Source organism: Microvirga pakistanensis (genome assembly GCF_004458765.1).
In the GTDB taxonomy this organism is placed as follows: Bacteria; Pseudomonadota; Alphaproteobacteria; order Rhizobiales; family Beijerinckiaceae; genus Microvirga; species Microvirga pakistanensis.
The window spans coordinates 50678-75213 of record NZ_SPJX01000167.1 but is presented as its reverse complement, the minus strand read 5'-3'; the positions used below and the strand labels follow the sequence as shown (position 1 = coordinate 75213).

The following is a 24536-nucleotide window of genomic DNA, read 5'->3' as shown; positions in this document are numbered from 1 at the left end:
GAATTCCTCATGGGATCGGCATCCAGGGGGCACAAGTCGGGTTTTGTTCTTGCTGCTGAACGAAAAACCTGACATCAGCGGCTGTCGGCTGCTCTCCACACCCGCCGCACCGCCCTGTTATGCCGGCGAGAGTTTGCCAGTTGCGGCTTGCATCATCTGGCAATGCGTCCGACAAATTACCTCGAATATTGAGAGCACTCCCATCTGTACCACTTCCCTGAACTAGATTTGATGCGGCTTGGATCAGAGCAGGGTATGCCTTGAGCGGTTCTCGATTATTGGTCTGCCGCTCCTTGTTGACTCTTTGCAGAGCCACTGTGGTCTGCTGTTCCGCTTCGATTGCATGAGCCTGCTCGTCAGGTTGCAAGTTTCTCGGCCTGCCGGGACCGGCAAATGTCTGGACTGCATATAGGGTCTGATCAGAGCCGGCTATGATCCCGAACCCAAAGCGGTCTAGCCCTTGCCACAGAATGTTTTCACGATGAGGAGGCCTATTCATCCGCCCCTGATGAAGGCTTTCGACCCTCTCGACTGTAGGTGGGATTGGGCATCCACGACACTGCGCAATATTCTCTGCCGTGAGTTGCCATCGATCCCCTCCTGCCTCGATGTAACGGTCCATGACTGTGTTGCCTTCCGGCGACACGTGGGAATAGTAACTTCGCTTCAGCATGTCAGCGGCATGGGTCTGTGCCGCTGTGTTGAGCATGTTTCCTTCAGAAGGGGTCTCCACCCCGCGTTCACGTCGTTCTTTGTTGACGAGTACGAGGGCTCGCTGCCGGAGTTGCTCCAGGTTGCCCGTGTCGGCGCTGAATGACGTGCCAGGGGTTAGAATGATGATCAACATCACCATAAAACAATGTTTGATAATCCCAGAATGGGGCATACCAATTACCTTTCACAGTTCGGTAATCTGCCTTCAGCACACTGGCAAAGTGCCAGGTATAACTGAATGCGTCACGTCAACGATCATGGTAACAACGCATTGCCAAATATTGTCCAATGCATCAGGTACGACGCTGTTCGCCAATGCTTAGGCAGGTCCGGTTGATACAAGCTGCTTCGCTTTGCTGGCCGAAACACCTGTGTTCAGAAATTGAATTAATATTTCGCTCCGTTCGGAAGCGTCAAATGCAGACCGCTCTGCGGATTGGATCTCAGGCGATTGAGCCAAAAACCTATGACGGCCAAGCCTGCAGGTAGATAGTCGAAACTCGCCAGCACCCACATCACCAACCCTGCAGACTGCTGATCTTCCATCAAGGTGAAGTTCCAGACCTCGGTTCGGTCAGCATACCAGTTGTAGAGCGGCTCAGGCGCCAGAGTGATGAGGCCGCCCAGCATTCCGCTACGATCCACATCATCATTCTCCTCGCTCTCTTGTTCTGATAACTTCGGATAGAAGGGCTGGCGGATCCTTCTCCATCCAGAGCATCGGGATCGGCGGAGCCGATGCTAGTTTTTCCGGCAATATGCTGATCTGGAAACTCACCTGCCGTGATGGCATTCTCTCTGCTCTCATGGAGTGAACCATCAGCGCCGCGCTGAGTTGCCTCGTCAGATTTTTGTCTCGCCACGAGGGGAGATTGCAATGTTCAAAGGTCTTCTGCTCTGGCTGATCGGTATTCCGATTCCGATCATTATCCTTCTGTTCCTGTTGTTCTGAACAGTGACCTGCTCACTGGAGGGCCGTAGCATGACAAAGCAGCTCAGCTTGATGTTCTCGCTCCTTGCTTGCGCCCTGTTGCCGAGCGTGGCCTTGTCGCAGCCACAGACCTCGGGGTGTGGTGATGCGGTTACGGTGCAAAGAGGCGATACCCTCAGCAGCATCGCAGAGCGCTGCGACGTCACAGAGCGGAGCTTGATGCGGCTTAACCCGCGCATAGAAGGATCCCGTGATCTCCGAGTGGGTATGCAGCTCGATGTACGAGGAGATGTCGGCGAGGGGCTCGGGCGCCTTGGTTCCCTTGCGGGACAGGCCGTCGGTACTTTATCGGACTTTGCCCGCAATCTCGGCTCCTCAGCCCAGGATCTTCTCGACAGAAACCCGGATCTTCGCCAGCGCATGGAGAGCGTTGAGCGCCAGATCCAGAGCTCCGGGACTGGTTCGGTCAAAGGCTCAGTGTCGGTCACTCCGACGGAGATTGCCTCGGGTGAGACGCTAACAATGACGGCACAGGGCCTGCCGCCCAATGTGCCAGTCGTCATCGGTGCGGGTCGACGCCAAGCAGCCTATGAGATCATTGAACGGGCGCGTACAGCGTCTGACGGTACCCTGCGCATGAACGTGCGTGTTCCCGATTGGGCAGCAGACATGAGGCAGGTGGCAGTCGTCGTGGCTGCAGAGAACAGTGATTGGAGTATTAGATCCGAGCCGATCACAGTGACTGGATCGAAGCTCTGAAGCGGCAATTGCCCTGGACAGAGCGAGCCTTCTTGCAACGGTCACGTTTATATTGGCGTTCCACATCGGCACCATGACAGGCGAATGACACGATGTCCCTGAGCGGAATCCTGATAGCTCTCGTGATCCTCTTCATTGTCGCCACAGTTCCGGTCTGGCCCTACAGCCGGAGTTGGGGATTGTGGCCCAGCGGGGCTCTTGGGCTCGTGCTGGCTGCCATCGTGGGTCTGCTGATCATGGGATAATGCGGCCTTTGCCCGTGGCAAGCCGCTGAGTGCTACTGCTGGGTTGGCTATCGTGACCGGTGGAAACGGGTCGAGGTAGACCGATGTCCTTGCTTAAGTTCGGCACCTTCGGCCTCTGGGCTAACGTTCCGATCTTCGCCATGGCTGCAGCTTGCGTTTGGTGGGCCGGAACTCGCCTGACGGGGTATTTGGATGCCATTGCAGATCGAGCACGAATTGAACATGCCTTCGCAGGCATGCTGCTTCTTGGAGGTATCACCTCCCTGTCGGAGGTGGCTGCCGTAAGTACCTCCTCCTGGACCGGAAATGCATCACTTGCCGTCAACAATCTCCTTGGAAGCGTTGCCATTAACGTCCTGCTGATTGCCCTTGCCGATGCGGTTCTTGGGCGAGACGCAATCACATCGGCGATAGGCAAGTCGCCAACGCTCATGCAGGGTGTGCTCAGCATCACTGCCCTTGCTTTCGCTGCTATGGCTATCGTGTCCGGGGACGTCCCTGTGGCAGGTGTAGGTGCTTGGTGTTCGCCTTATTTTGCTACTGTGTCTTTGCTTTCTGGCTTGCTGCCGCTTACGGGCTGCGTACTCCCTGGCACACCGTCAGAGACGAGGGAACGGCGGTCAACAGCAGCCAAGGCGCTCGCAAATTTCGGTCTCCGCTCAAGCAAGTGACGCTTACCGGCCTTGTAGGGCGAACGTCTCTGGCCGCCTTGGTCATACTGGTAGCAGGCTTTGCCCTTGCCCAGGCTGGCGATGCCATCTCGCAACTCACGGGCCTCGGCGCAGGCCTCGTCGGACTCGTGCTTGTCGGTTTCGCGACGTTCCTGCCGGAAGTCTAGCTCGATCGCGGCTGCCGTTCGTATGAAACGCTACGAGGTGGCCTTAGGCGATGTGTTTGGCACAAACCTTCACGGTCGGCCTGCTTCTGCTCGCAGATGTGTTCTACGCAGGAGAGCCTGTCCTCAACACCGCCGGACGATTTGAGGCAGTCGCGGCGCTCCTTGGCTTGATCCTTGCCGCCGCTTTCGTGATAGGGCTTCTGGAACGCAAGAATAAGACCTTCCTGCGCATGGGGTACGACGCTGTGGCAGCGATCCTCATCTTCGTGGGCGGCATCGTTCTGCTCTACCTTCTTTAAATGTAAGATCTGACGTCAGGAGCTAGCATCTATCCAAGGGCGAAGCGACGGAACAACTTGGCCGTGGCAACGTTTGTCTGCAAGGCCAAGAAACAACCTAACATCCAGGAGCGGCATGCTCATGCCCCGCTTCCTCATTCCCTTTGCTCTTGCGCCCGCAACAGGGATGCTTCTGCTTGCAGTTGGGCATGCCCAAAATGGGCAGGTGCCAGATCCTGCCGTCGTCCATCCGAGCGGAACCGATGTCGAGCGCGGCCGGGCAGTTGTGGTGGCCGCAGCCGGCGTTTGGCCGGGCGGCGCATGCTTCCAGTGCCATGGTGTGGACGGCAAAGGCGATGCTGCGGCAGCCTTCCCGCGCCTGAGCGGACAGGTCTACAAGTACCTCTACGATTCCATGAAGGATTATGCCTCCGGCGCTCGGCAGAACCCGATCATGACGCCCATCGCGCAGAGTCTCTCCGACCAACAGATCCGAGATGTCTCCGCTTTTTACGCAGCGCAGGAGCAGGCGCCTTTCGTCTCGCCGGAAGCGGCTGACCCAAGGCTCCTGCAGCATGGCGGAGCTCTCGCGGCCATTGGGAGCTCCGAGCGTGGCATCCAGGGCTGCATCAACTGCCATGGGCCTGCGGGAGCAGGTTTGCCGCCGACCTATCCGTACCTTGCAGGCCAATACGCGATGTACATGGAGGCGCAGCTTAATGCCTGGAAAGGCGGAGCGCGCAAAAGTGACCGCCTCAGTGCTGTCTCCATGGAGGACATCGCCAAGCGCATGACGGATGAGGATATCCGTGCTGTTTCGCTCTATTACGCTTCGATCCGCCCACAGACGGTCACCTCCGAACGGCTTCAGGCTGCGAGCCCTCTGGTTTCCTCCCCACCGGGTGCAGTCCAGCGCCCAAACGCGAGGTGAGTGAGATGTATGCATATCATACTATCCGCGCCCTGAGCCTAGTCCTGCTGCTGACCAATGGGGCCATGGCTCCAATGGCCTTCGCTCAAGGCACTGACTCAAGCACCAATCCCGCTCAATCGGATAGCCGATCCCAAGTCCAAGAGGGAGAGGCTCGGCAGAAGGGGCAGGTTGCGCACGTGGGCGCAGGCACGACGGAAACCTCTACCACCGGTCATAGTGGACCAACACAACAATCGTCAGGCCCGCCCGGCGAGATCACGGTGCCCCCACTGCCCAATGCGTCCTTATGCGATTCCTACAAGGACACCCCGGCTCACCAGGGCTGCCTCCAGGTTGTCCTCCGGCAAGAGCAGAAACCCCAATGAACGATGCTATATCCCGCCGTAATCTCCTGAAGGTGGTCGGCGCTGCCGGGGCAGCTGCCGCCGTCCCGAGCGCGACTGTTGCTGCACCTCAGCATATCGCTCAGGCGCCCGCGCCTGCGCCGGCCCAGCCGGTGCAGGAAACGGCTCCGCCCGTTTCCGCCCAGCCGCAGACGGAGGCACTATTCTTCTTCAATGATCAAGAGGCACGGTTCGTCGAGGCTGCGGTCGAACGGCTGATCCCTGCAGACCCGGAATGGCCCGGCGCAGCGTGGGCGGGCGTGCTGTACTTTATCGACCGTCAGCTTGCAGGTGCCTATGGCTCTGGGGCCAAGATGTACCTGAAGGGTCCCTGGGTGCCCGATGCACCTCCACAGCAGGGTTATCAGCTTAGGCACACGCCTGCCGAACTCTACCGCATCGGCATCGAAGAGACCCGCCAGCATTGCCGGCAGGCCTATAATGGCCGCGAGTTCTGGGATCTCGGCGAGACTGTCATGGATGAGGTGCTCAGAAGTCTTGAGAACGGCCAGATCCAGCTTCCCTCGCTGCCAGCACCAGTGTTCTTTGAGACACTCCTCGCCAACACAGTCGAGGGCTTCCTGGCGGATCCCGCCTATGGCGGCAACCGGGACATGGTGAGCTGGCGCATGATCGGCTTCCCGGGTGCTTACGCACAGTACGTCGATCTCGTGGAGTTCTACGATCTGCCCTACACCCGCCCACCGATCAGCTTTGCGAACTCGGCTGCGCGTCAGGCTCACATCGCGGGCCACGATCACGATCACAACAAATAAGGGGAAGTGTCGATGGCGGTGCGCATGAACCCGGTCGATGTCGCCCTCGTCGGAGGAGGCCTGACCGCCGCAATCCTCGGCAGGGAGCTTGCTGAAGCCGGATATACGGCCGTTGCCCTCGAACGCGGGCAGATGCGCGATACCGTGCCGGACTTCCAGTCGCCCACCATGCACGATGAGCTGAAGTACGATGTCCGCTACGCGCTCATGCAAGACCCGAGCGTGCAGACCCTCACGTTCCGCAACTTCGTGGGCCAGCAGGCGCTGCCGATGCGCCAGCTCGGCTCATTCCTGCCGGGCGAAGGGGTCGGTGGCGGGGCCGTCCACTGGAACGGTCAGTATTGGCGCTTCCAGCCGGAATGGTTCCGGCTGAGAAGCTGGGTGAATGAGAAGTACGGGCAAAATCACCTCGGGCCCGAGGTTACCATTCAGGATTGGGGCGTTACCTACGACGAACTCGAGCCCTTCTACACCTTCGCCGACAAGGTTCTCGGCATCGGCGGAGCTGCGGGAAATCTCAAGGGGCAGATCCAGGAGGGCGGCAATCCCTTCGAGGGACCGCGCAGCGAACCCTATCCGAATCCGCCCATGAAGAAGAGCCATTCGGGCCATCTTTTCGGGCAGGCAGCGGCCTCACTCGGCTACAAGCCGTTCCCAGTTCCGTCGGCCAACGTGACCCGGCCCTACACAAACCCGTATGGGGCGGAGTTGAAGCCGTGCATGTATTGCGGCTTCTGCGAAAGGTTCGGCTGCGAGCACTTCGCCAAGGCAAGCCCGCAGGTTTGCATCCTGCCCTCAGCACTCGCGAACAAGAACTTCGAGATGCGCACGCGGTCTTATGTCACCCGCATCGAATACGACCGGCAGGCGAAGGTGGCGACGGGGGTCACCTATATCGATGCACAGGGGCGCGAGGTCTTCCAGCCCGCGAACATGGTCGTGCTCTGTGCTTTCGCGCACCACAATGCAGTCCTCATGCTGCAATCAGGGATTGGCGAGCCCTACAACCCAGAGACCCAAACAGGGGTGGTCGGTCGCAACTACACCTACCAAACGATGACCGGCATTAACGTGTTCTATGACGGCGGGAAACGCATCAACCCATTCATGGGTGCGGGCGCCTTGGGTACGGCCATCGATGAGTTCAACAACGGCAGCTTCGATCATTCGGGGCTCGGCTTTATCGGCGGCGGCTATGTAGCGGCCTATCAAACCTCAGGGCGGCCGATCTACCATCATCCCCTTCCCGAGGGCACACCCCGCTGGGGACTCGAATGGAAGCGGGCCGTGGCCCGGCACTACAACAGCACCGTCAGCATCAGCTTTCACGGCTCCTCGGTTCCGCACCCGAACAACTACATCGGCCTCGACCGCACCTACACAGACGCCTTCGGGCAGCCGCTCGGCATGCTCACTTTCGACTTCCCGCACAACGACCGTCTGATGGCCCGGCACATCACCGGAAAGGTGGTCGAGATCGCAAAAGCGATGGGCGGAAAGCAGATCTCCGTCGGATGGCTCGATGACCACTATTCCATCGTGCCCTACCAGACCACCCACAACTCGGGCGGCACCATCATGGGGGGTGACCCGAAAACCAGCGTCGTGAACCGCTATCTCCAGACATGGGACGCCCACAATCTATGGGTCATGGGCGCAAGCGTGTTCCCGCAGAACGCGGGCTACAATCCGACAGCTACGGTCGCAGCGCTCACGTACTGGGCGGCCGACGCCATGATCAAGCAGTACCTGAACAACCCAAGACCACTGGTGCAGGCATGACCCGGGCAATTCCTCTCGCGCTCGGCATTGCGGCCCTTGCCGTCGCGCCGGTCCTTTCACAGAGCCAGAATCCTCCGGCAGGACCTGCGGGAGCGCCCGACATCATCCGCGGTCGAGAAATCGCAATAGGTGGCGTGCGCGACCGGCAGAACGTCCCGTGCATCCAATGTCATGGACTGGAGGGCGTCGGCAATTCGAGCGGCGTCTTTCCGCGTCTGGCCCCGCAGAGCGGCTGGTATCTCTACAAGACACTCCAAGATTATGCCTCAGGTCTGCGCCCTAACGAGATTATGAGCCCTATTGCCAGGAGCCTGTCGGACCAGAACATGCAGGCTGTGGCCGCCTATTACGCCTCCATCAGGAATGCGCCCGCCCTACCTCAAGCGGAGGTGGATGTGCGAACCTTGCAGACCGGCGGGGCGATCTCGGCAGTCGGCATCCCCGAGCAGGGCGTCCCGCCATGCGCCGGATGCCATGGCGCGAACGGGCGCGGCGGACAGATGATCTATCCATCGCTTGCAGGCCAATATGCGCCCTATACCGAGCTCCAGCTTCGTCTCTGGAAGGAGGGGCGACGTGATGGCGATCCCATGAACGTCATGGAATTGATTTCCAAGGCGATGACGGACGAGCAGATCCGCGCCGTGTCGCTCTACTTCGCCTCAATCGAGCCTGGATTTAACCCGCAAGGAGAGCAGCGGCCTGCCGGTCCCAGCCAGAATCCGCAGGTTTGGCAGGGACAGCCCACTCCTCCGCCTCCGAAGGCAACTTCGCCGACCCCAGGGCTGCAAAATGTCAAACCGCCATACTTGCCGGAGGGACAAGCCGGTCCAGGTATGGGGAACGCCTCTACCGATGACCAGATCAACCGCTTACGATAGGGACTGCAGCGAAGTATGGAGATGCAGCACCTCTCACTGAGCATCGGCGGAATGGGCATTCGGAAGTGCGCTGCCGCACTATTCTTGTTTGCTGTCGGTGCGTGTAATGAAAGCGAAGTTCCGGCCGAGCAGCGTGTGGTCGGAGGCGATCCAGAGAGGGGCAGGACCATCATAGACACCGTCGAATGCGGGGTCTGCCACATCATTCCGGGCGTTGCTGGAGCCCACGGAATCGTTGGCCCGTCTCTCGAGAAGTTCGGTCACCGCCAGCTTGTCGGCGGGGTCGCGCCAAACCATCCCGCCATTCTCACGCGCTGGGTCAAGGATGCACCCGAGATAGCGCCCAATACCGGCATGCCCTCCCTGCCGCTCACCGAAGATGAGGCACGCCATGTGGCGGCTTATCTCTATACATTACGCTGAACGCGTGATGGTGCATCGGGCAGTCCTCGGACTTATCGCGTTCGTGATGCTGAGTGGATGCAACACGCAGCAATCAGCTTTTCATCCCGGTGGTCCCCACGCCGATAGGGTCGAAACGCTGAGCTGGGTCATGTTCATCGGAGGAGGGCTCATCTTCCTCCTGGTGATTGTGCTGACGGCCATCGCGATGTTTGTTGCGCCCGAACGGCGACAATGGATGACGAACAGGCGCTTCATCATCTGGCTCGGGATCGTCTTTCCGGTCGTCACTCTCACAGCACTTCTCGTTTATGGCTTCACGGTTGCCCGGCATCTCGTAACGCCTGGATCGCCTGCGCTCCGCATCGAGGTGGTCGGCGAGATGTGGTGGTGGCGGGTTCATTACTTGGACGCACAAGGCACGCAGCGCTTGGTGAGCGCCAACGAAATCAGGATCCCAACCGGCAGGCCGATCGAGTTCGTGCTGAAAGCCGAGGATGTGATCCACAGCTTCTGGGTGCCGAGCTTGGCGGGCAAGCTCGATATGATCCCTGGGCGCACGAACGTCTATCGCTTCGCGGCAGATCGCCCTGGCATCTACCGTGGGCAATGTGCCGAATACTGCGGCGACCAGCATGCGCTCATGGCCTTCTACGTCGTGGCCATGGAGCCGAACGACTTTGAGGCATGGTACGCTGCTCAGGCCCAGCCTGCCGCCGAGCCGGTGGTTACGCAGCTCATCCAGGGCAAGGAACTGTTTCTGCAAAACGGCTGCGGGGCCTGTCATGTGGTGCGCGGCACGCGTGCGAACGGAATATTGGGCCCTGATCTGACCCATGTCGGCAGCCGCCTGTCCATCGCCGCAGGAACGTATCCAACCAATGTAGGCACTCTCGCCGGCTGGATCTCGTCATCGCAGCACCTGAAGCCCGGCAACCTCATGCCCTCGTTCGGCAACCTGCAGGGCGAGGAGCTTCGCGCCATCGCGGCCTATCTGGAGAGCCTCAAGTGAGCGATACGACTTGGCAAGGCGGAATGGCGGATACCCGCGAGCAGAAGGAGGCTGCTCCGGTTCAGTTTCCCAGCCCGGTGCCGCGGCCCGAAGGTGAGCTCGACGAGCTCAAGCGGATCTGGCGGGCCCCAAGGGGAATCCACATCCTGTCGGCGGTCAACAACACCTATGTGGGTCTTTGGTACGTTGGTGCTGCCCTGATGTTCTTCGTGCTGGCCGGGATTCTTGCCACCATCATGCGCACCCAGCTGGCACAGCCGGAGATGCGGCTGGTCGGGCACGAGCTGTACAACCAGCTCTTCACCATGCACGGCACCATCATGATGTTCCTCTTCGCCGTGCCCATGGTGGAGGCCTTCGGGGTCTTTCTCCTGCCCAATATGCAGGCCGCGCGGGATCTGCCTTTCCCACGCCTATCAGCTTATGCGTTTTGGGCCTATTTCATCGGCGGAACAGCGTTTTTCACCAGCCTGTTCTTCGGCCTTGCACCAAATGGCGGCTGGTTCATGTATCCGCCGCTCACGAGTTATGAGTTTTCACCCGGCATCAACGCCGATTTCTGGCTTCTCGGCATCGGCTTTATCGAGATTTCGGCCATTGCCGGCGCCATCGAGATCATCGTGGGTGTCCTGAAGACGCGCGCACCGGGGCAGAGCCTCGACAAGCTGCCGGTCTATTCCTGGGCCATGCTTATCTTCGCCCTGATGATCGTTTTCGCGTTTCCGGCGGTTATCCTCGCAACCCTTCTGCTCGAGCTGGAGCGGGCCTTCCACTGGCCCTTCTTCATCGCGGAAAGAGGCGGGGATCCGCTCCTGTGGCAGCACCTGTTCTGGTTTTTTGGCCATCCGGAGGTCTACGTCATCTTCCTGCCCGCAGCCGGCATGGTGTCAATGATGGTGCCGACAATGGCGCAGACGCCGCTTGCCGGGTACAGGCTCGTGGTGCTGGCGATCATCGGAACGGGCTTCTTGAGCTTCGGCCTGTGGGTGCACCACATGTTCACCACAGGGCTTCCGCAAGTCTCGCTCGGTTTCTTCTCGGCAGCCAGCATGGCGGTCGCCATTCCAAGCGGCATCCAGGTCTTTGCGTGGATCTCCACCATCGCGTCCGGCAAGCTGCAGATGCGAACGCCGACTTACTTTCTCCTTGGCTTCCTGTTCATCTTTACGCTCGGCGGGCTCACGGGCGTCATGGTCGCCATGGTGCCCTTTGATTGGCAGGCGCATGATACGCACTTCATCGTCGCCCATCTGCATTACGTGCTCATCGGCGGCATGGTGTTTCCGATCTTCGCTGCCTTCTATTATTGGGCTCCCACTGCCTCGACGCGGCCTTTGTCCGAGCGGCTCGGCAAGTGGTCGTTCTGGTTCATGTTCATTGGCGTGAATGTGACCTTCTTCCCCTTGCATATCGTAGGCCTGATGGGCATGCCCCGGCGCAACTATACGTACCTTGCCGAGATGGGGTGGGGGCCCATCAACCTGATCGCGACCATCGGCGCCTACATGATCGCGATCGGCGTACTGATCTTCCTGATCGATCTCGCCAAGAACTTCCGGCCCTTCCAGGGCGATGCTGGCAACGTGTGGAATGCCGGAACCTTAGAGTGGCTCCCGAGCGGCAACTATCAGACCCGCTCGATCCCCATTGTTACCAGCCGCGAGCCTCTTTGGGATCAGCCCAACCTGGCGCGGGACGTGGAGGCGGGCCGCTACTATCTGCCGAATGCTCCGACGGGTGGCCGTGAGACTATCATTACGAGCCCCATTGATGCCCGGCCGCAATATGTGCTGCAGATGCCGGGTCCGAGCTGGCCGACCGTCCTGGCGGCGGTGTTCACGGCGGCATTCTTCCTGGGCGTGACAGTCAAGCTCTATATTCCAGCCTTCACCTGCGGCGTTTTCGCCGTTGTCATGGTGATCTGGTGGATGTGGGACACGGATCCGGGACCAAGCTCTCCGTCCGTCGATATCGGCGGCGGCCTTCATTTGCCGACCTATGTTACGGGCCCGATGAGCCATTCCTATTGGGCGATGATCGTGCTCGAGCTGGTGGCCGGGACCACCTTCGCCTGTCTCCTGTTCTCCTACTTCTTTCTCTGGACTGTAAACCCCGAGATGTGGCCGCAGGCAGGCGGGCTGCCGTCGCTCGGCTGGCCTGCCGCGTCAGCCGTGCTCTACATTGTCGGAAGCGCCGCGATGTTCATCGGCGGGCGCTCCCTTGCCCGTGTGCCCGAGCGGAGCGCATGGCCGATGCGCCTGCTCGCCCTCCTGGCAATCCCGACCTTCGTGGGAGCCGTGACCCTCGAGATCTTCGGACAGCTCTCCACGGGCCTTCGACCGTCAGAGAGTGGCTATGGCGCGGTGGTTTACACCATATCGGCCTGGCAGGGCTTCTTTGCTGCCGTGCTCGTCATCATGGTGCTCTATACCATCGCGCGCTCTCTGTCCGGCCGACTGAATGGTGTGCGACGGGCCACCTACGACAACACCCAACTTCTGTGGCAGTACGCGACAGTCCAGGGCCTCATCGGCCTGATTGTCGTCCATGCCTTTCCTCGACTGCTGGGGTAGGCGCGATGGGCGACAACGATTTCATCCGCAAATCGCTGTTCATGACGGGCGGGCTTCTCGTGTGGGCGGTCCAGTTCACGCTGGTTTATGTGTTCAATTCCTTGGCCTGCGCCCGCCGGTTCGCCGGGATGGAGCTCATGGGAATCGGCATCGTCCCGTTCGTCGTGACAGGCATAACGCTGGCCGCACTTCTCGCGACAGCCTTGGTGTTCTTTCTCGCGCTGCGGCGAAGAGGTCCAGCCTATGACTCGCGGGATGACAAGCCCGTCAACGACTTCATGCGCTATACCACCATGACCATTGCCGGGCTTTCGTTTGTTGCCATCGTCTGGAATGGCATCCCGGCCCTGCTGGTGCCGCCATGCGGTTGAGCTGCCTGGCTCTTCCCCTGCTGATTGTCATTGCCGCCGGTCCTGCGGCCGCCCACGGTGATGGCATGCCCATCGGACCCGATGATCTATGGCACCACTGGACCTTCGACCCCTGGATATGGGTGCCGCTCATCATCGTGCATTGGCTTTATGGACGTGGTGTACTGCGCCTATGGAACAAGGCCGGTTGGGGCAGAGGCATCTCGATGCCTCGTGTCGGCGCTTTCATAGGTGGTGAGCTCATCCTCGTGTTCTCCCTTATTTCGCCCCTGGATTCTCTTGGCGAGACCCTGTTCTCGGCGCACATGGCACAGCACACGCTCCTTGTTGCGGTCGCGCCGCCGCTTCTTCTCGCCGGGTTGCCGGGCGCTGCTTATCCCTGGGCGCTTCCACGAGGCTTTCTCACGACGGCAGTGCAAACCCGCGGCGCGAGGTGGGTCGCGAGAGCGTTATCCTGGTCTCTGCGGCCCTTGCCTGCCGCTATCATGCACGGCGTCGCTCTGTGGGTCTGGCATGCCCCGGTGCTGTTCGATGCAGCGCTCGAGAGCTCATTGCTCCATACACTTGAGCACATCTCGTTCTTCGGCACAGGTCTACTCTTCTGGCAGAGTCTGGCCCTCTCGTCCCGAAGCACCGCAGGTGTTGCGTTCGGTATCGCGGCCGGATTCCTGACGCTGATTCATAGCGGCTTCCTCAGTGCGCTGATTACCTTCGCGCCCGATCCTCTTTATGAGTGGTACCTTAATCGGACGGCGACGTGGGGAATGGGGGCTCTGGAGGATCAGCAACTCGCCGGCCTGCTCATGGGCGTTCCGATGGGCATGGTCTATCTCCTGGCATGCCTTGCTCTCGCCGCCCGTTTCCTGGAGCCGACGCACTCGCCCCCGGAATTCGCCCGAACTGCGGATGCAAAGAGGGTTCTGCCATAAAGGAAGGCTGCAACGTGCGCAGCCCGCCTGTACGCTGGGGCCAATGGAACACCGCTGTCCATGATGAGTTCCCTGCCAAGCAGTTTTCGCAGATGAACTGGAGGCAGCCCATGAACACCCCGAAGACGGACGACTTTCGGCTGGAGCGAAGAGACGATGGCTTGGCTGTCGTCTTTACACCCACAGGGCAGACCTACACCTTTGCGGTAACGGATGGTGGCAAGCTTTCTGAGCCAACCGTGTCGCCGGCCCAAACGAATGCTGGGGATTACGCTGATGGCGATATCCGCAATACCGCTACGGAACTCGCGCGGCTTGCGGTCTCGGGATCTCCTCGAACGTAACAGACTGAACAGGAGACAAGGACATGAGGACCTATAAGGTGACCGGAATGACCTGCGGCGGCTGCGAGGCGGCCGTCTCTCGTGCAATCAGGCAGCGGCTTGGCGAGGATGCTTCCGTTGAGGCCGATGCAGGCAAGGGCGAGGTGCGGGTTTCGGAATCCGCCGATCCGCAGATCGTCGTATTTGCGATCGACAGCGCTGGTTACGCAGTCGAGAGCGTCTCGGACTGATTATTCCCGCTCTCACGAGCTTTGTTCCGCAGATTGGAGCAAGTTATGGGCAATGTTCTGCGCGTTATCCTTGCCATCCTTCTTCCGCCCGTCGGCGTATTTTTCACGGTCGGCCTCGGAGGTCAGTTCTGGCTCAACATCCTGCTGACGATCCTAGGCTATATTCCGGGAATTGTGCATGCCGTCTGGATTATTGCCCGACACCGTCATCGAGCGGCATTGTAGGAGTACTGGCGCGATGAGCCTGTGATCCCACCTCTTCTCGCCAATCGGATTCAATGCGTACGCAAGTACTTCGACGAGAGGTGAGAGCATGCAACTTCTATCGCGCCTGATGTTCGGCCTTGCAGGTTCCGTTCTGATGCTACTTGCTCTCGGACTGATCATCTTCGGATGCTGGCGGCTTGTGGCAGCCTTCACCCTCTCCGGAGAGCATCTTGCGGAGCCGCTTCTTGGGGCAGTCGGGTATGTTATCATCTCAATTGCGGTCTTCGATGTCGCCAAGTTCCTCATCGAGGAAGAGGTGTTGAATGGTCGTGAGCGTCGAATAGCCTCGGAGGCCCGCAGGAGCCTCACCAAGTTCATCTCCACAATCGCCATCGCGATTTTCCTCGAAGCGCTGGTGACAGTCTTTCGGGTCAGCGCAACGCGCGTCACGGAACTGCTCTATCCAACCTTCCTGCTGATTGCCGCAACGCTGCTGGTCATCGGCCTTGGCGCATATCAGCGCCTAAGCGCAATGGTCGAGCGTCAGGTGGACGCCGGGGATCGAACGCACGAGCGAAATTCTTAGCCGATGTAAGTTGTCAGCGTGTTCGCGCTTGTCACGTGGGCACCCGACACCGTTGCGGAGAGCAAAGCTTGTATTCACCACAGGGACTGGCTTTGTAGCAGGTGGAGCGATTGTAGATGATCAAGGAAGTCCGCATCGGTTGAGCCGGAGTTCCGATGGCATGGGCCGGTTGGAGCCGGGGCCAGGGGCCCGTGCCCGCACGAACCCGGCCGGACCGGTAACTGGCTCAGCCGATGAACGTACCAATGTGCCGCCCTGATCCCGGTTCCGGTGTTAGACAAGGATCGATCCGCGAATGCGCGCCTCAATGGCGGCGGCGGCTAGATCGAGGAGCGTTGCCGGCGTCCTTAAGCTCGCCTCCGCCATCGATGACCACCTCATTCAGGTGGCGCGGGGCTGGAGCGTTGTCGCCGGCAGGCCAGCCCTCGCGCTGGCGCGTGCGGTCCCCGTCGGCCTCCTCGGTCTGGTCATGCAGAAGCACCACATTCGTGGGGAACGGCAGGTCGATCCCAGCCTTGCTCAGGGCCTCCCTGACCGCATAGATCACTTCCCCACGGGCATGCACGACGTCGGCTTGGTGCGGCTCGGTCCACCAGCGCACCCGGATGTTGATGCTCGAGCCAGCAAGTTCCCATGGGATGGCTTCAGGGGCTGGGTCAGGCGCCACGCCCGGCACGTCCTTGAGCACGTTGCGGATCACCTCGCAGGCTTTCCTGACATCGTCTCCGTATCCGATCCCCACATCGTACTCGCTCCGGCGCCGCTCGAACGCGGTGTTGACGGTCACGGACTCGGTGTAGACGCTGCTGTTGGGGATGATCACCCGCTTGCCGTCATAGGTTCGGATCAGCGTGGCGCGCGCCTCGATCCGCTCGACCGTTCCCTCGTGCTTGCCGACCACGATCTGGTCGCCTTGGCGGAACGGCTGGCGCAGGAGGATCAGAAGTCCCGCCAGCCAATTCTGCAAGATGTCCTTGAAGGCGAAGCCAATGGCAATCGAGCCAATGCCCAGGGTTGCCAGCACATCGGCAGGCTTGACCGAGGGAAACACGATGGTGGCGACAACAAGCAGGCCGAGCGCAATGATCGACCACCGTGCAAAGCCAGCCAGAAGGGCTGCGAGATCGGGACGGCCCCGATGATGGAAGAACCGGGACACACCCGCACGCACGCCCCAGGCCACGGCCAGGAAGATCAGGAAGACCACAAGGGCAATGCCGAGGTTGGGCAGGATCCACCAGAAGCCCGTGATGAAACCCTCGATCCGCTCCAAGGTGATGCTGGCGTCCGTTTCCACGATCTCGCTCCGGCTGGTTTTTCACGGTTCAGGCGGAACGTGCCTGGGCCGCACCCGTTCCGGCATTGCCTGCGACCGGGTCGTGATCCCCAGCCGACACTTGCCTGGTTGGGCCTACGGCTTACGAACGTTCTCCAAGGTAGGCTTGTCCGCCTCGTCATCCGTTCCCTTGATTAGGGCAATCGTGCCGTCCGTTTCCAGGATCACAGCCGCGACCTGGGCCGCGTCCGAGACCCCGTTGGAGCGCAGCGCCGCCATGACTTCCTCGCGCGTGATCCGCTGCGACCGCATCGCACCGTCGAGGAACCGACCCTGATGCATGATCAGGGTGGGCTCGCTTTTCACCATGTTCTGGAAGCCAGGTGAGCGCACGGAGAGCCAAGTGATCACGAACTGGAGGAACACCAGAAGGGCCATGGCAAGGATCCCTTCGGCGAGAGCCACCGACTTGCTCAGCAGCACGGTGGCCAGGGTGGAGCCGAGCGCCACCGTGACCACGAGATCGAAGGCGTTCAGCTTGGTGAGCGTGCGCTTGCCGGAGATGCGCAGGATTGTCACGAGAGCGACATAGGCCAAAGTCCCGACGACCAGAACCCGCCCCAGACCGGCCCACGAGTCAAAGAACATAAATGTTACCCTCCTTTGGACGAGCCGCGGTGGCGATCCTCGCCCGTTCGATCCGGACCAGCACCGCCTGGCGGTCACAAGCGGCAAGCCGCGCCTCCTCGGCGGTCTCGGCCAGTCTGCCGAGATGCCGGGCCACCGCGTCCCGCGCTTCTCCGGGGCGGAGAACGGACGCAAGCTGCCCCAGGACGTCCGCCATCCGGATCAGGACGGCCGGGATCTCCTGTCCCGCCTGCCGGACCGGATCGAAAGCGGCATCGGCCAGCCCCTGCACATCCGAGCGCTCGGCGATCACCCGCACCACCCCGTCCTTGTCGCGTAAGGTGATTGGCAGGAGGGAGCGCTGGAAGATCTCCTCCAGTGCCGCGCCAAGGCGGTCCACCACGGCAATGGCCGTGTACGGGTCGTTGATTCCGGGCGACAGCGCCCGCAGGGCGATTTCCACGAGCTGACGCAACCCGTATTCCAGGTCCTGCGCCGGGCTGCGTTCCTCGCCGACCACGAAAGCATCCCTGATGGCCTCCGCTGCATCATCCACGAGCGGAGCTGTGCGGTGGACGGTCACATGCTCCCCGCCTTTCAGGACGAAGTGCCCGGCCCGCACCTTCACCTGGAGGAGGGCGTTCTCCCGGCAGGCCACCGACACGAGCCTGTCGTAGTCGATCACCTGGATGTAACCACTTCGGCCCAACGACACGGCGCCGGCTGTTGGCGGGATGTCTTCCGGCACGGCGTCGTCGCTCTTGCCCGCGTCCGGGAGCATGTCATGGACATTGTTGTGCAGGTCGTCCGCCACCCGCGCCACGATGCTGTCGGCCACAATGGCACGGGCAACCTTGTGCACGTAGAACAGAAGGGCGAACAGGCACAGGATGGTCAGGACACTGCCAATGGTCACAGCGGCATGGGGCACGCCCTCGGCGCCGAGGGTCTCATCGAGGCTGCGCAGCACCACCAGCACGTAGAGGATGGTGCCGAGGAACAGCCCGAGCACGGTCTGGATCTGCCGGTCGCCCATGAAGGTGGGGATCAGGCGCGGCCCGAGCTGATTGGCTGCCAGCGTCAGGATGACGAAAGTGACGGAAACCACGAGCGAGAACATGGTCATCAGGCCCGAGAGTAGGCTGGATAGCAGGCCGCGGGCGCTGCTGGCGTCGCCGCCGTAGAGCCACCAGAACTCGCCGTCGTCCCAATCCTCAAAGAGGGAGGGACCGAATGCGAGAACCCAGTAGGCCAGCCCCAGCGCCAAGACGCTCAGGACCAAGGGGAGGATCCAGAGCTGCCCGCGCAGGAGGACAATGATGTTCCGGATGCGCTCCATGACCTGACAACCCCGGTCGCGCAGGCGGGGTCCATCACGGCTCTGTCAGTGGAGCGGCCTGCGGTAATGGTCATCGGCCTGGATCGGCTTGCCTCGGGAGGGAACCGAACCGCAGCCGACTGCCTTTCCCGTCCGATCGTTCTTGGGAGGCACGGGTCCCGCGTGATTGCCATCGGATCGCTCATCCTGGTCCTGCTGCTGTCGCTGATCGTGGTGAGGATCGCCGCCGAGGCCCTGATCCTCACCGGCATGTCGCGCCAGGCCGCGCGTTTCCAGGCCCGTTCGGCCTGGACCGGCACGGGGTTCACCACGGCGGAGGCCGAGCAGGTGGTGAACCATCCCGTGCGGCGGCAGATCATCAGCAACCTGATGTTCCTACGCAGCGCCGGCCTCGTGACGGCCGCCTCCTCGTTGATGCTGTCGTTCGTCAGCGTCGAGGAGCGCGGAGAGGGCGCGTTGCGGCTTCTGGTGCTGATAGGCGGCCTGGCAGCGGTATGGTTCATTGCCCGCAGCCGCTGGATCGGCACCTGGATGTCGCGCGTGATCGCGCGGGCGCTCAAGCGGTACACGGACCTGGACACACGCGACTATGCGGGCCTGCTGCACTTGGCGGGCGAGTACGCGGTGATGGATTTGAAGGTGCAGGAGGGAAGCTGGTTGGCCAAGCGCCCCTTGCAGGACCTTCGCCTGCCCGAGGAGGGCGTTCTCGTGCTTGGCGTCACGCACCCGGACGGCCGCTACGAGGGCGCCCCCCGAGGCCGGACGGTGGTCCAGGTCGGCGACACGCTGGTGCTGTACGGACGCTCGTCCGAGCTGGCGGGACTCGGCCGCAGGCGGGCCGGGGGCGAGGGGGAGGTCGAGCGCCGGGTTGCGGTGGAGGTCGAGCGGCGCGTCGAGGACGGGGAGGCGCGGGAGGGGCTCACCGAGCCATCAGGGTAGCCCGCGTACCGGAAGCCTAACGCTCCGGCCTGTCGAGCAGCACCCCGTAGATCCACCCGAGCACCGCTCCGAAGACGAGATGGATCAGGACGGGCCCGGGGCTAGGCCTGCGGGTGCCGATCTCACTCAAGGTGTTCCTGACGGTGTTGTCTATCCTCGATGACCCGGGCATTCCGTACATGCCTTCTCGGAACTACGCACCAGCCCGATCCATCCGACAACTACCCACGTTATCTCAAGCCGTGACAGGAGGACGGTACTGGCATGGGATCAACAATGAGCGTCCGGACAAGACTTCAATCCCTTTATTTTGGCGAGAGCGAGCAGGCCCGGCGTTTCCGGTACGGCATCATCGTGTTCGATATCTTCACCCTCGCCACCTTCATCCTGACGGCGGCCGTACCCGGCCATTGGTGGATCATCCCACTCGACCTGCTGCTGGCGCTGGCACTCTCGCTTGAGTTCGCAGCACGCTTATACGCCGAACCGGACCGGCGAGCCCACCTCAGCTTTGCCACCCTTACCGATCTGGTGGTCATTATTTCCCTGCTGCTGGCGACCTTTATCGACAACTATGCCTTCCTGCGGGTTGTTCGCGCCCTGAGGGTCCTGCGCTCCTACCACGTGCTGCGGGACCTCAGGTCCACTTCGACGTGGTTCCGGACCTATGAGGACATCATCCAGCGGACGGTCAACCTCGGCGTCTTCATTTTCGTGGTTACTTCGGCCGTCTACGTGACTCAGAATGACATCAACCCTGGGATCAGGACCTATATTGATGCCCTGTATTTTACCATCACTACGCTCACCACGACCGGCTTTGGCGACATCACCCTGTTAGGGCCGGGCGGGCGGCTGCTCGCGGTTGTGATTATGGTCGCGGGCGTGAGCCTTTTCCTGCGTCTTCTCCAGGCGATCTTCCGACCGAACAAGGTTCGCTTTGAGTGCCAGGATTGCGGCCTTCTGGTTCACGATGCCGATGCGGTTCATTGCAAGCACTGCGGTCGGACACTGCACATCCAAACGGAAGGTATTGGTTGAGGCGGCACTCGCGTTGCCAGTGGTAATGAAAAACATTGCGTTACGGTCTTTAGGGTTGAACCGAGACGCGACCCAGCCCGTATTTCGTTCTAGTAGATTGCAAACCTTCTGAGGAGCATGTTTGCCAACGGGCTGCTGGCAGATGTCAGCGGAACCAGATGGTTCCAAAGCGTCTACTTCTGGCAGAATAGACCTCAGTCAAGGACGGCGACCCGCGCTATGACCGATCCCCAAGGCCCGAATGGCGTTGCCAGAAAGGCGGACCTTCGGATCCGCCAAGAGCTGCTCGAGACGCTTGGTGTACCAAAGGGTGCCGCGATCGTCGCCCGCCGCCCCACGCCGGAGGGTGACGTCCTCGTAGTTCGCCTGACAGCGGCCGGCCTTCTGTCGGTCGACCAGAGGCCTGCGAGGTTCCGAGGATTTCCCGTCACATACGAGGTTGTGAGGCCGTTGAAGATCGGGCAGCATTAACGAGACGTCGGACTTGCCCCTTCTCATGGAGGCGGAGACCTTTGGTCGGACAGGCTGTTGTAGGGTGAGACCCAACACGAGGAGGGGGGTGGTCATGGCCACCTATGTCGTCGCAGTCAGGCGGGAGGCACAGTCGGACACAGTGACGGCCGAGGAGTGGGTCTGCCAGGTGCCTGGCGTACAGGTGAAGGGAGCAGGCAATCCAAGCCGCGTCGTCATCGAGGCGTCGCTCCATGCGGTATCCGAGATCGAACGCCGCTTCGGCGACAAGGTCGTCGTGGAGCCTGAGGTTCGTCACGAGCGCCTGCCGTAACCCAATGGGCTTTGGCAGGCGGAACGTGCACTGAATTGCACGCACGGGTGCAATGACGACATAGAATTCCAGAATCAGACGGCCAGGCGTCATTATCTTTCGCATCGGCGTGTCTTGGACGAAGGACGCAACGGTTCTCTGGAAAAGAGGGCTAGCCCCTCTCAACTTAGGGCCGCTGGGAACAGCGGTCTTTTCTTTACCACGCAGCACCCAGGGCGTGACTTGAATGGTGAGCATCGGACAAGAACAGGTGGAACGGGAAGCCCGGGCGCTGCTGAAGGAAGCGATTGAGCGCTCTGGCTGGTATCCCATCCTCTCCGGTGCAGAGCGAGACAAGCGCATTGAGCAGGATGTCGAGCGCTATTGGCATCTGATGGCACAGGAAGCGGCACGGCGCCTCCTCGACCGCTTTGAGGCGTGCTCCCATGTTGCTTGTCACAGAGCGGGGCGGGCTCTGGACGTCGGCTCTGGAGCCGGTCTTAGGCCTTCGGGCAGGGGATGAACTCCTGATTCTCGTTCTACCGCCGGAGCAGAGCCCCGAGGTGATCACCGGCGTCAGACCTCAAGTTTTCCGGAGCATCACCGCTGCATGGTGAGGCAGGGCGTAATTCAAATCTGCCGGCCAGAGCCAGCCTCACACCGTCAGGGTCTTGAGTCGACGTGGTCGGTTGGGATCCAGCTTCAACGGCAGCACTGTCACAATCACCTTTGTCCGGCGATCATAGACAATCCTCACCTTTGGAGAGACGGCAGGATTCCGCCGCGTCAGCTTCGCGACGATCATCACCTTAGAGTGTTTGTCCCAATAGGGATTCGTGAAGGCGATGCGGTATTTGCCTTCGATCCGGTCCACGAGGTCGACTAAGGCATCCGGCTCGTAATCGGCGGGGTTGTACCGGGCGCAGAACTGCTCAAGGGCGTGGATCGTCCAGTGACGCCTCAGCACGGCAATGGGGTGCTTGCGGAACTTGGTAGCAGTCATGGCGGCCCTGGAGCTGCGCTGATCACCTCACATCACAATTTACCATATCTGCGGCCTTCATTGCTTCGGGCATTCGCCCAGGCGGTGGATAACCCGTTTTTGGCGGCGCTATGGATCCCCGGTTCATTTGCCAAATAATTCGTCTGCGTACTGCAACAGGACCCTTCAGATGCAGGTGGAGGATTCCTGTTTGGAGGAACTCGTTCGGAACCCTGCTTGCTGGAGAGCACATCCAGCCCGGTGGAAACTCCGGTATCGCGCCTCATACAATGCCCTCAGCGCTATCGACCGATGCCACGCCGGAGCTTAAGGCTTGCTCCCGGTTCCCCGCCGCGGCATCAGCGGAGTGTTGCGATAAAGATCTGCCACGGAGCACCGCAGGCCGAACCTCGGCAGGATGATCAGTTGATCCGGCGCCGTGAGCCTCTCCGATTGCCATCCTATGCTGGTTTTCACGTCAACGATTACGTCGATCCGATCCTCCTGAAGGGCCAACACAGCCTCGCAGGGGGCGTGCCCGCGATATAAGCGACGCTTGACCTCGATCCATCGTTCGCCAGTCCCAGGAACAGTCTGATCATCGCTGTCTGACACGATCTCGGCCAGGAGATAGCATCGGCTGGTAAACTGCTGTCCGGGGGCATAGTCGGCGTCGATCACGGACACATCCGGCTCTGGGCAATGATTCCCGCCGACGCCCAACTCCACGCCCGGACGCTGACACGCCATTCGGGTCGGGTCATACTCCATTAGGGCCCTGACCAGCAGGGCCTCCAGGCGGCCGGTGATCAGATTGTGGACGATGGTCGTCATGATCCTCCTAGGCGTCCCGGCCACGAGTTCCCAGCGCTCGTGATCAGGTCGGCAGGCTTGGAAGGCCCGGAACTCGGCGGGTGATATAGGCCCGGATGGTGGCGTCCCGACGACGTCAGCGATCATTCTCTCCAAGCCTCGCGCAGCCCATCGATCGGAACCCGAATATGCCTGGCAGCCAATTGGACCAGTGCTCGGCAACGCCATCCATTGAGCGTGTGGCGAAACTCCGAACTCGGTCGATAATGTGATTACGGCCGAACACTGCCCTTATATTGAAATAATCCCAAGCCGATGCGGCCAGGGCGGGTCTGCGCCCTCAGGATCGTTGCGTCACCTGCGGGATGGACCCCAAGGTGATTATCACAGCAACCGCGCCTAGCGATTTCGTTTCGTTAATCTTCGATTCATGATGAGATGAACGCGGCCTGCAATGGTCAGGTTCTCAGAGGTCGTGCCTCCGAACAGTCCAAAAGGCTTATTTCCGGGTCCTTCGGACGCGAAGATCCAAGTTCCTTCAACTTGGAACACTCGACCAATGGTCAGACGCCCCGCTTTGGAAACGAGAAAAATTTCACCTTCCGCCGGTTGGCGATCAGATGGATCGATCAGGAGATCATCCATGGCCCAAATGGTTGGCGACATTCCATCGTCGGGTGCAGCAAGAACGCCGACTTTGGCTGCATCAATATTCAGTTCTGTAAAGATCTCGGAAGGCACGATTACGGGCGGCGCGGCGGCTTGGCTAAATGTTACTTCGTTATGAACATCTGTCCGCGCAGTAAGGCGAGAAATCATCTCAAATCGCCCTGCCGACGCTCCTATTGGCATGCCTTCTCCTCGTGCCAGCCAGTCGAGACTGTAACCCGTACTGTCAACTATTGTTGACAGTACGGCAACGGAGGCCGGTTCTCCATTTAGTATGCGATACAGCCATTGGCGTGAAACGCCCACCCGCCGAGCAAACGATGCCATACTCTCAGCTCCGATGATGACACGCAAACGCCGAGGTAAATCCTTGTCTGCAGCCGGTTCCGGCGAGTTCTGGGGTGGGGTTTCAGTGGAGCCCGACAAAGAGATTGACCTCCATTCATTCAGTGTCAATAAGTGTCACCAATAGTTGACACATGCGATTCACCAAGGATCGCTCTCACATTCCTTCTAGCAGGCGCCCTCGCGTCAAGGAGGTCGCATTGAATTTGAGGTGGAGGCCGGTCGTGACCCCTGACTATGCAAGTGAAGCCACGTTTGAGAATTTAGCATCATGTTTAAAGACGGATGTTATCACCCTCAGAGGAGAGATGCTAATTGCAGCATTCCGCGTTGGAGTAAAAATGTATCCGCGCGCTGATTTAATCGATGATGTCGAGGAAATAATACAAAGAGATATTATAGCAAGGGACATTTTTACCTTGTGCGATATATTCGGCATCGATCCGTGGGACCCTTGTAACCACGATAAACTTCTCAAATGTTGTCTGTATCAAGCCAAACATTTGGTCAGAATAAAAAAGCCCTGCGGCCAGTGATCGGTGAATGAACCATGGTCTCAACTCCGTT

33 protein-coding genes are annotated in these 24536 nt (G+C 60.4%); 22 read left to right on the top strand and 11 right to left on the bottom strand.

The features are described 5' to 3' along the window. Nucleotides 1-7 precede the first annotated feature (7 nt). Nucleotides 8-886, bottom strand: a complete 879-nt coding sequence (locus tag E4K09_RS06335; protein ID WP_134495913.1) for a CAP domain-containing protein — start codon at nt 884-886, stop codon at nt 8-10. A gap of 215 nt (nt 887-1101) precedes the next feature. Beyond that, a complete protein-coding gene (locus E4K09_RS06330) occupies nt 1102-1344 on the bottom strand; it encodes a cytochrome c oxidase assembly protein (RefSeq protein ID WP_134495912.1) in 243 nt (80 codons plus the stop codon). Nucleotides 1345-1696: 352 nt separating this feature from the next. Between E4K09_RS06330 and E4K09_RS06325 the strand changes: the two genes are divergently transcribed. The 17 genes from E4K09_RS06325 (at nt 1697) to E4K09_RS06250 (ending at nt 15175) form a co-directional block, all read left to right on the top strand. Then, on the top strand, nt 1697-2404 hold the full coding sequence (locus E4K09_RS06325) for a LysM peptidoglycan-binding domain-containing protein (protein ID WP_134495911.1): 708 nt from the start codon (nt 1697-1699) through the stop codon (nt 2402-2404). 92 nt (nt 2405-2496) lie between these two features. Beyond that, the gene (locus E4K09_RS06320; protein WP_134495910.1) at nt 2497-2649 is read left to right on the top strand and encodes a DUF3309 family protein; all 153 of its coding nucleotides are present in this window, start codon (nt 2497-2499) and stop codon (nt 2647-2649) included. Nucleotides 2650-2732: 83 nt separating this feature from the next. Next, the gene (locus E4K09_RS29745) at nt 2733-3320 is read left to right on the top strand and encodes a hypothetical protein (RefSeq protein WP_204985699.1); all 588 of its coding nucleotides are present in this window, start codon (nt 2733-2735) and stop codon (nt 3318-3320) included. Nucleotides 3321-3543: 223 nt separating this feature from the next. Beyond that, entirely contained in the window at nt 3544-3786 is a 243-nt protein-coding gene (locus E4K09_RS29740; protein WP_204985698.1) for a hypothetical protein, read from the top strand. Between the two features lie 121 nt (nt 3787-3907). Beyond that, nucleotides 3908-4696 carry a c-type cytochrome gene (locus tag E4K09_RS06310; protein ID WP_166802191.1) on the top strand — a complete coding sequence of 263 codons (789 nt, stop codon included), beginning with the start codon at nt 3908-3910 and terminating at the stop codon, nt 4694-4696. Between the two features lie 364 nt (nt 4697-5060). Next, entirely contained in the window at nt 5061-5858 is a 798-nt protein-coding gene (locus E4K09_RS06305; RefSeq protein ID WP_166802209.1) for a gluconate 2-dehydrogenase subunit 3 family protein, read from the top strand. A gap of 12 nt (nt 5859-5870) precedes the next feature. Next, nucleotides 5871-7640, top strand: coding sequence for a GMC family oxidoreductase (locus E4K09_RS06300; protein WP_134495907.1), 1770 nt, complete (start codon nt 5871-5873; stop codon nt 7638-7640). Next, nucleotides 7637-8521, top strand: a complete 885-nt coding sequence (locus E4K09_RS06295) for a c-type cytochrome (RefSeq protein ID WP_134495906.1) — start codon at nt 7637-7639, stop codon at nt 8519-8521. The genes E4K09_RS06300 and E4K09_RS06295 overlap by 4 nt, the downstream gene beginning before the upstream one ends. Before the next feature lie 15 nt (nt 8522-8536). Beyond that, the gene (locus E4K09_RS06290; RefSeq protein WP_204985697.1) at nt 8537-8944 is read left to right on the top strand and encodes a c-type cytochrome; all 408 of its coding nucleotides are present in this window, start codon (nt 8537-8539) and stop codon (nt 8942-8944) included. A gap of 7 nt (nt 8945-8951) precedes the next feature. Beyond that, complete coding sequence (gene coxB, locus E4K09_RS06285) at nt 8952-9935, top strand: cytochrome c oxidase subunit II (protein ID WP_134495905.1); 984 nt, start codon at nt 8952-8954, stop codon at nt 9933-9935. A 23-nt stretch (nt 9936-9958) separates the two neighbouring features. After that, nucleotides 9959-12508, top strand: coding sequence for a cbb3-type cytochrome c oxidase subunit I (locus E4K09_RS06280; protein ID WP_134496137.1), 2550 nt, complete (start codon nt 9959-9961; stop codon nt 12506-12508). Between the two features lie 5 nt (nt 12509-12513). Then, nucleotides 12514-12879: a hypothetical protein gene (locus E4K09_RS06275; protein WP_134495904.1), complete on the top strand. Its 366-nt coding sequence runs from the start codon at nt 12514-12516 to the stop codon at nt 12877-12879. Then, nucleotides 12870-13808, top strand: coding sequence for a cytochrome c oxidase assembly protein (locus tag E4K09_RS06270; RefSeq protein ID WP_134495903.1), 939 nt, complete (start codon nt 12870-12872; stop codon nt 13806-13808). The genes E4K09_RS06275 and E4K09_RS06270 overlap by 10 nt, the downstream gene beginning before the upstream one ends. Before the next feature lie 110 nt (nt 13809-13918). After that, complete coding sequence (locus E4K09_RS06265) at nt 13919-14152, top strand: hypothetical protein (protein ID WP_134495902.1); 234 nt, start codon at nt 13919-13921, stop codon at nt 14150-14152. Between the two features lie 23 nt (nt 14153-14175). Continuing rightward, complete coding sequence (locus E4K09_RS06260; RefSeq protein WP_134495901.1) at nt 14176-14382, top strand: heavy-metal-associated domain-containing protein; 207 nt, start codon at nt 14176-14178, stop codon at nt 14380-14382. A 45-nt stretch (nt 14383-14427) separates the two neighbouring features. After that, complete coding sequence (locus tag E4K09_RS06255) at nt 14428-14607, top strand: YqaE/Pmp3 family membrane protein (RefSeq protein ID WP_134495900.1); 180 nt, start codon at nt 14428-14430, stop codon at nt 14605-14607. A gap of 88 nt (nt 14608-14695) precedes the next feature. Beyond that, entirely contained in the window at nt 14696-15175 is a 480-nt protein-coding gene (locus E4K09_RS06250; protein ID WP_134495899.1) for a GNAT family acetyltransferase, read from the top strand. Between the two features lie 304 nt (nt 15176-15479). On the opposite strand, the gene E4K09_RS06245 is transcribed toward E4K09_RS06250, so the two are convergent. The 3 genes from E4K09_RS06245 to E4K09_RS06235 form a co-directional block, all read right to left on the bottom strand. Then, the gene (locus tag E4K09_RS06245; RefSeq protein ID WP_204985696.1) at nt 15480-16472 is read right to left on the bottom strand and encodes a mechanosensitive ion channel family protein; all 993 of its coding nucleotides are present in this window, start codon (nt 16470-16472) and stop codon (nt 15480-15482) included. Between the two features lie 114 nt (nt 16473-16586). Beyond that, nucleotides 16587-17099: a DUF421 domain-containing protein gene (locus E4K09_RS06240; RefSeq protein WP_134495897.1), complete on the bottom strand. Its 513-nt coding sequence runs from the start codon at nt 17097-17099 to the stop codon at nt 16587-16589. Then, complete coding sequence (locus tag E4K09_RS06235; RefSeq protein ID WP_134495896.1) at nt 17089-18417, bottom strand: DUF2254 domain-containing protein; 1329 nt, start codon at nt 18415-18417, stop codon at nt 17089-17091. Before E4K09_RS06235 ends, E4K09_RS06240 begins: the two co-directional genes overlap by 11 nt. Nucleotides 18418-18483: 66 nt before the next feature. Between E4K09_RS06235 and E4K09_RS06230 the strand changes: the two genes are divergently transcribed. After that, the gene (locus E4K09_RS06230; RefSeq protein WP_204985695.1) at nt 18484-19356 is read left to right on the top strand and encodes a TrkA C-terminal domain-containing protein; all 873 of its coding nucleotides are present in this window, start codon (nt 18484-18486) and stop codon (nt 19354-19356) included. Between the two features lie 16 nt (nt 19357-19372). Here E4K09_RS06230 and E4K09_RS28900 read toward each other — a convergent pair whose 3' ends face one another. Continuing rightward, nucleotides 19373-19528 (bottom strand): hypothetical protein, encoded by a 156-nt coding sequence (locus E4K09_RS28900; protein WP_166802190.1) that lies wholly within the window; start codon nt 19526-19528, stop codon nt 19373-19375. A gap of 104 nt (nt 19529-19632) precedes the next feature. On the opposite strand from E4K09_RS28900, the gene E4K09_RS06225 reads away from it, so the two are divergent. Beyond that, entirely contained in the window at nt 19633-20397 is a 765-nt protein-coding gene (locus E4K09_RS06225; RefSeq protein ID WP_204985694.1) for a potassium channel family protein, read from the top strand. 198 nt (nt 20398-20595) lie between these two features. On the opposite strand, the gene E4K09_RS06220 is transcribed toward E4K09_RS06225, so the two are convergent. Next, nucleotides 20596-20964: a hypothetical protein gene (locus E4K09_RS06220; protein WP_134495894.1), complete on the bottom strand. Its 369-nt coding sequence runs from the start codon at nt 20962-20964 to the stop codon at nt 20596-20598. Here E4K09_RS06220 and E4K09_RS06215 point away from each other — a divergent pair. After that, on the top strand, nt 20963-21181 hold the full coding sequence (locus E4K09_RS06215; RefSeq protein WP_134495893.1) for a hypothetical protein: 219 nt from the start codon (nt 20963-20965) through the stop codon (nt 21179-21181). The two genes, E4K09_RS06220 and E4K09_RS06215, sit on opposite strands and share 2 nt — an antisense overlap. A gap of 196 nt (nt 21182-21377) precedes the next feature. Here E4K09_RS06215 and E4K09_RS06210 read toward each other — a convergent pair whose 3' ends face one another. Further along, nucleotides 21378-21608, bottom strand: a complete 231-nt coding sequence (locus tag E4K09_RS06210) for a hypothetical protein (protein ID WP_134495892.1) — start codon at nt 21606-21608, stop codon at nt 21378-21380. Between E4K09_RS06210 and E4K09_RS28895 the strand changes: the two genes are divergently transcribed. Next, a complete protein-coding gene (locus E4K09_RS28895) occupies nt 21607-21777 on the top strand; it encodes a hypothetical protein (protein ID WP_166802189.1) in 171 nt (56 codons plus the stop codon). The genes E4K09_RS06210 and E4K09_RS28895 overlap by 2 nt on opposite strands. A 38-nt stretch (nt 21778-21815) precedes the next feature. On the opposite strand, the gene E4K09_RS06205 is transcribed toward E4K09_RS28895, so the two are convergent. The 3 genes from E4K09_RS06205 to E4K09_RS06195 all read right to left on the bottom strand — a co-directional run bounded on the left by E4K09_RS06205 (nt 21816) and on the right by E4K09_RS06195 (nt 23951). Then, on the bottom strand, nt 21816-22163 hold the full coding sequence (locus E4K09_RS06205) for a hypothetical protein (RefSeq protein WP_134495891.1): 348 nt from the start codon (nt 22161-22163) through the stop codon (nt 21816-21818). A gap of 306 nt (nt 22164-22469) precedes the next feature. After that, nucleotides 22470-23102: a Uma2 family endonuclease gene (locus E4K09_RS06200; RefSeq protein ID WP_134495890.1), complete on the bottom strand. Its 633-nt coding sequence runs from the start codon at nt 23100-23102 to the stop codon at nt 22470-22472. A gap of 252 nt (nt 23103-23354) precedes the next feature. Then, nucleotides 23355-23951 (bottom strand): LexA family transcriptional regulator, encoded by a 597-nt coding sequence (locus E4K09_RS06195; protein WP_134495889.1) that lies wholly within the window; start codon nt 23949-23951, stop codon nt 23355-23357. Nucleotides 23952-24193: 242 nt separating this feature from the next. Here E4K09_RS06195 and E4K09_RS06190 point away from each other — a divergent pair, with 242 nt between their 5' ends. Beyond that, nucleotides 24194-24505: a hypothetical protein gene (locus tag E4K09_RS06190; RefSeq protein WP_134495888.1), complete on the top strand. Its 312-nt coding sequence runs from the start codon at nt 24194-24196 to the stop codon at nt 24503-24505. Nucleotides 24506-24536: the final 31 nt, after the last annotated feature.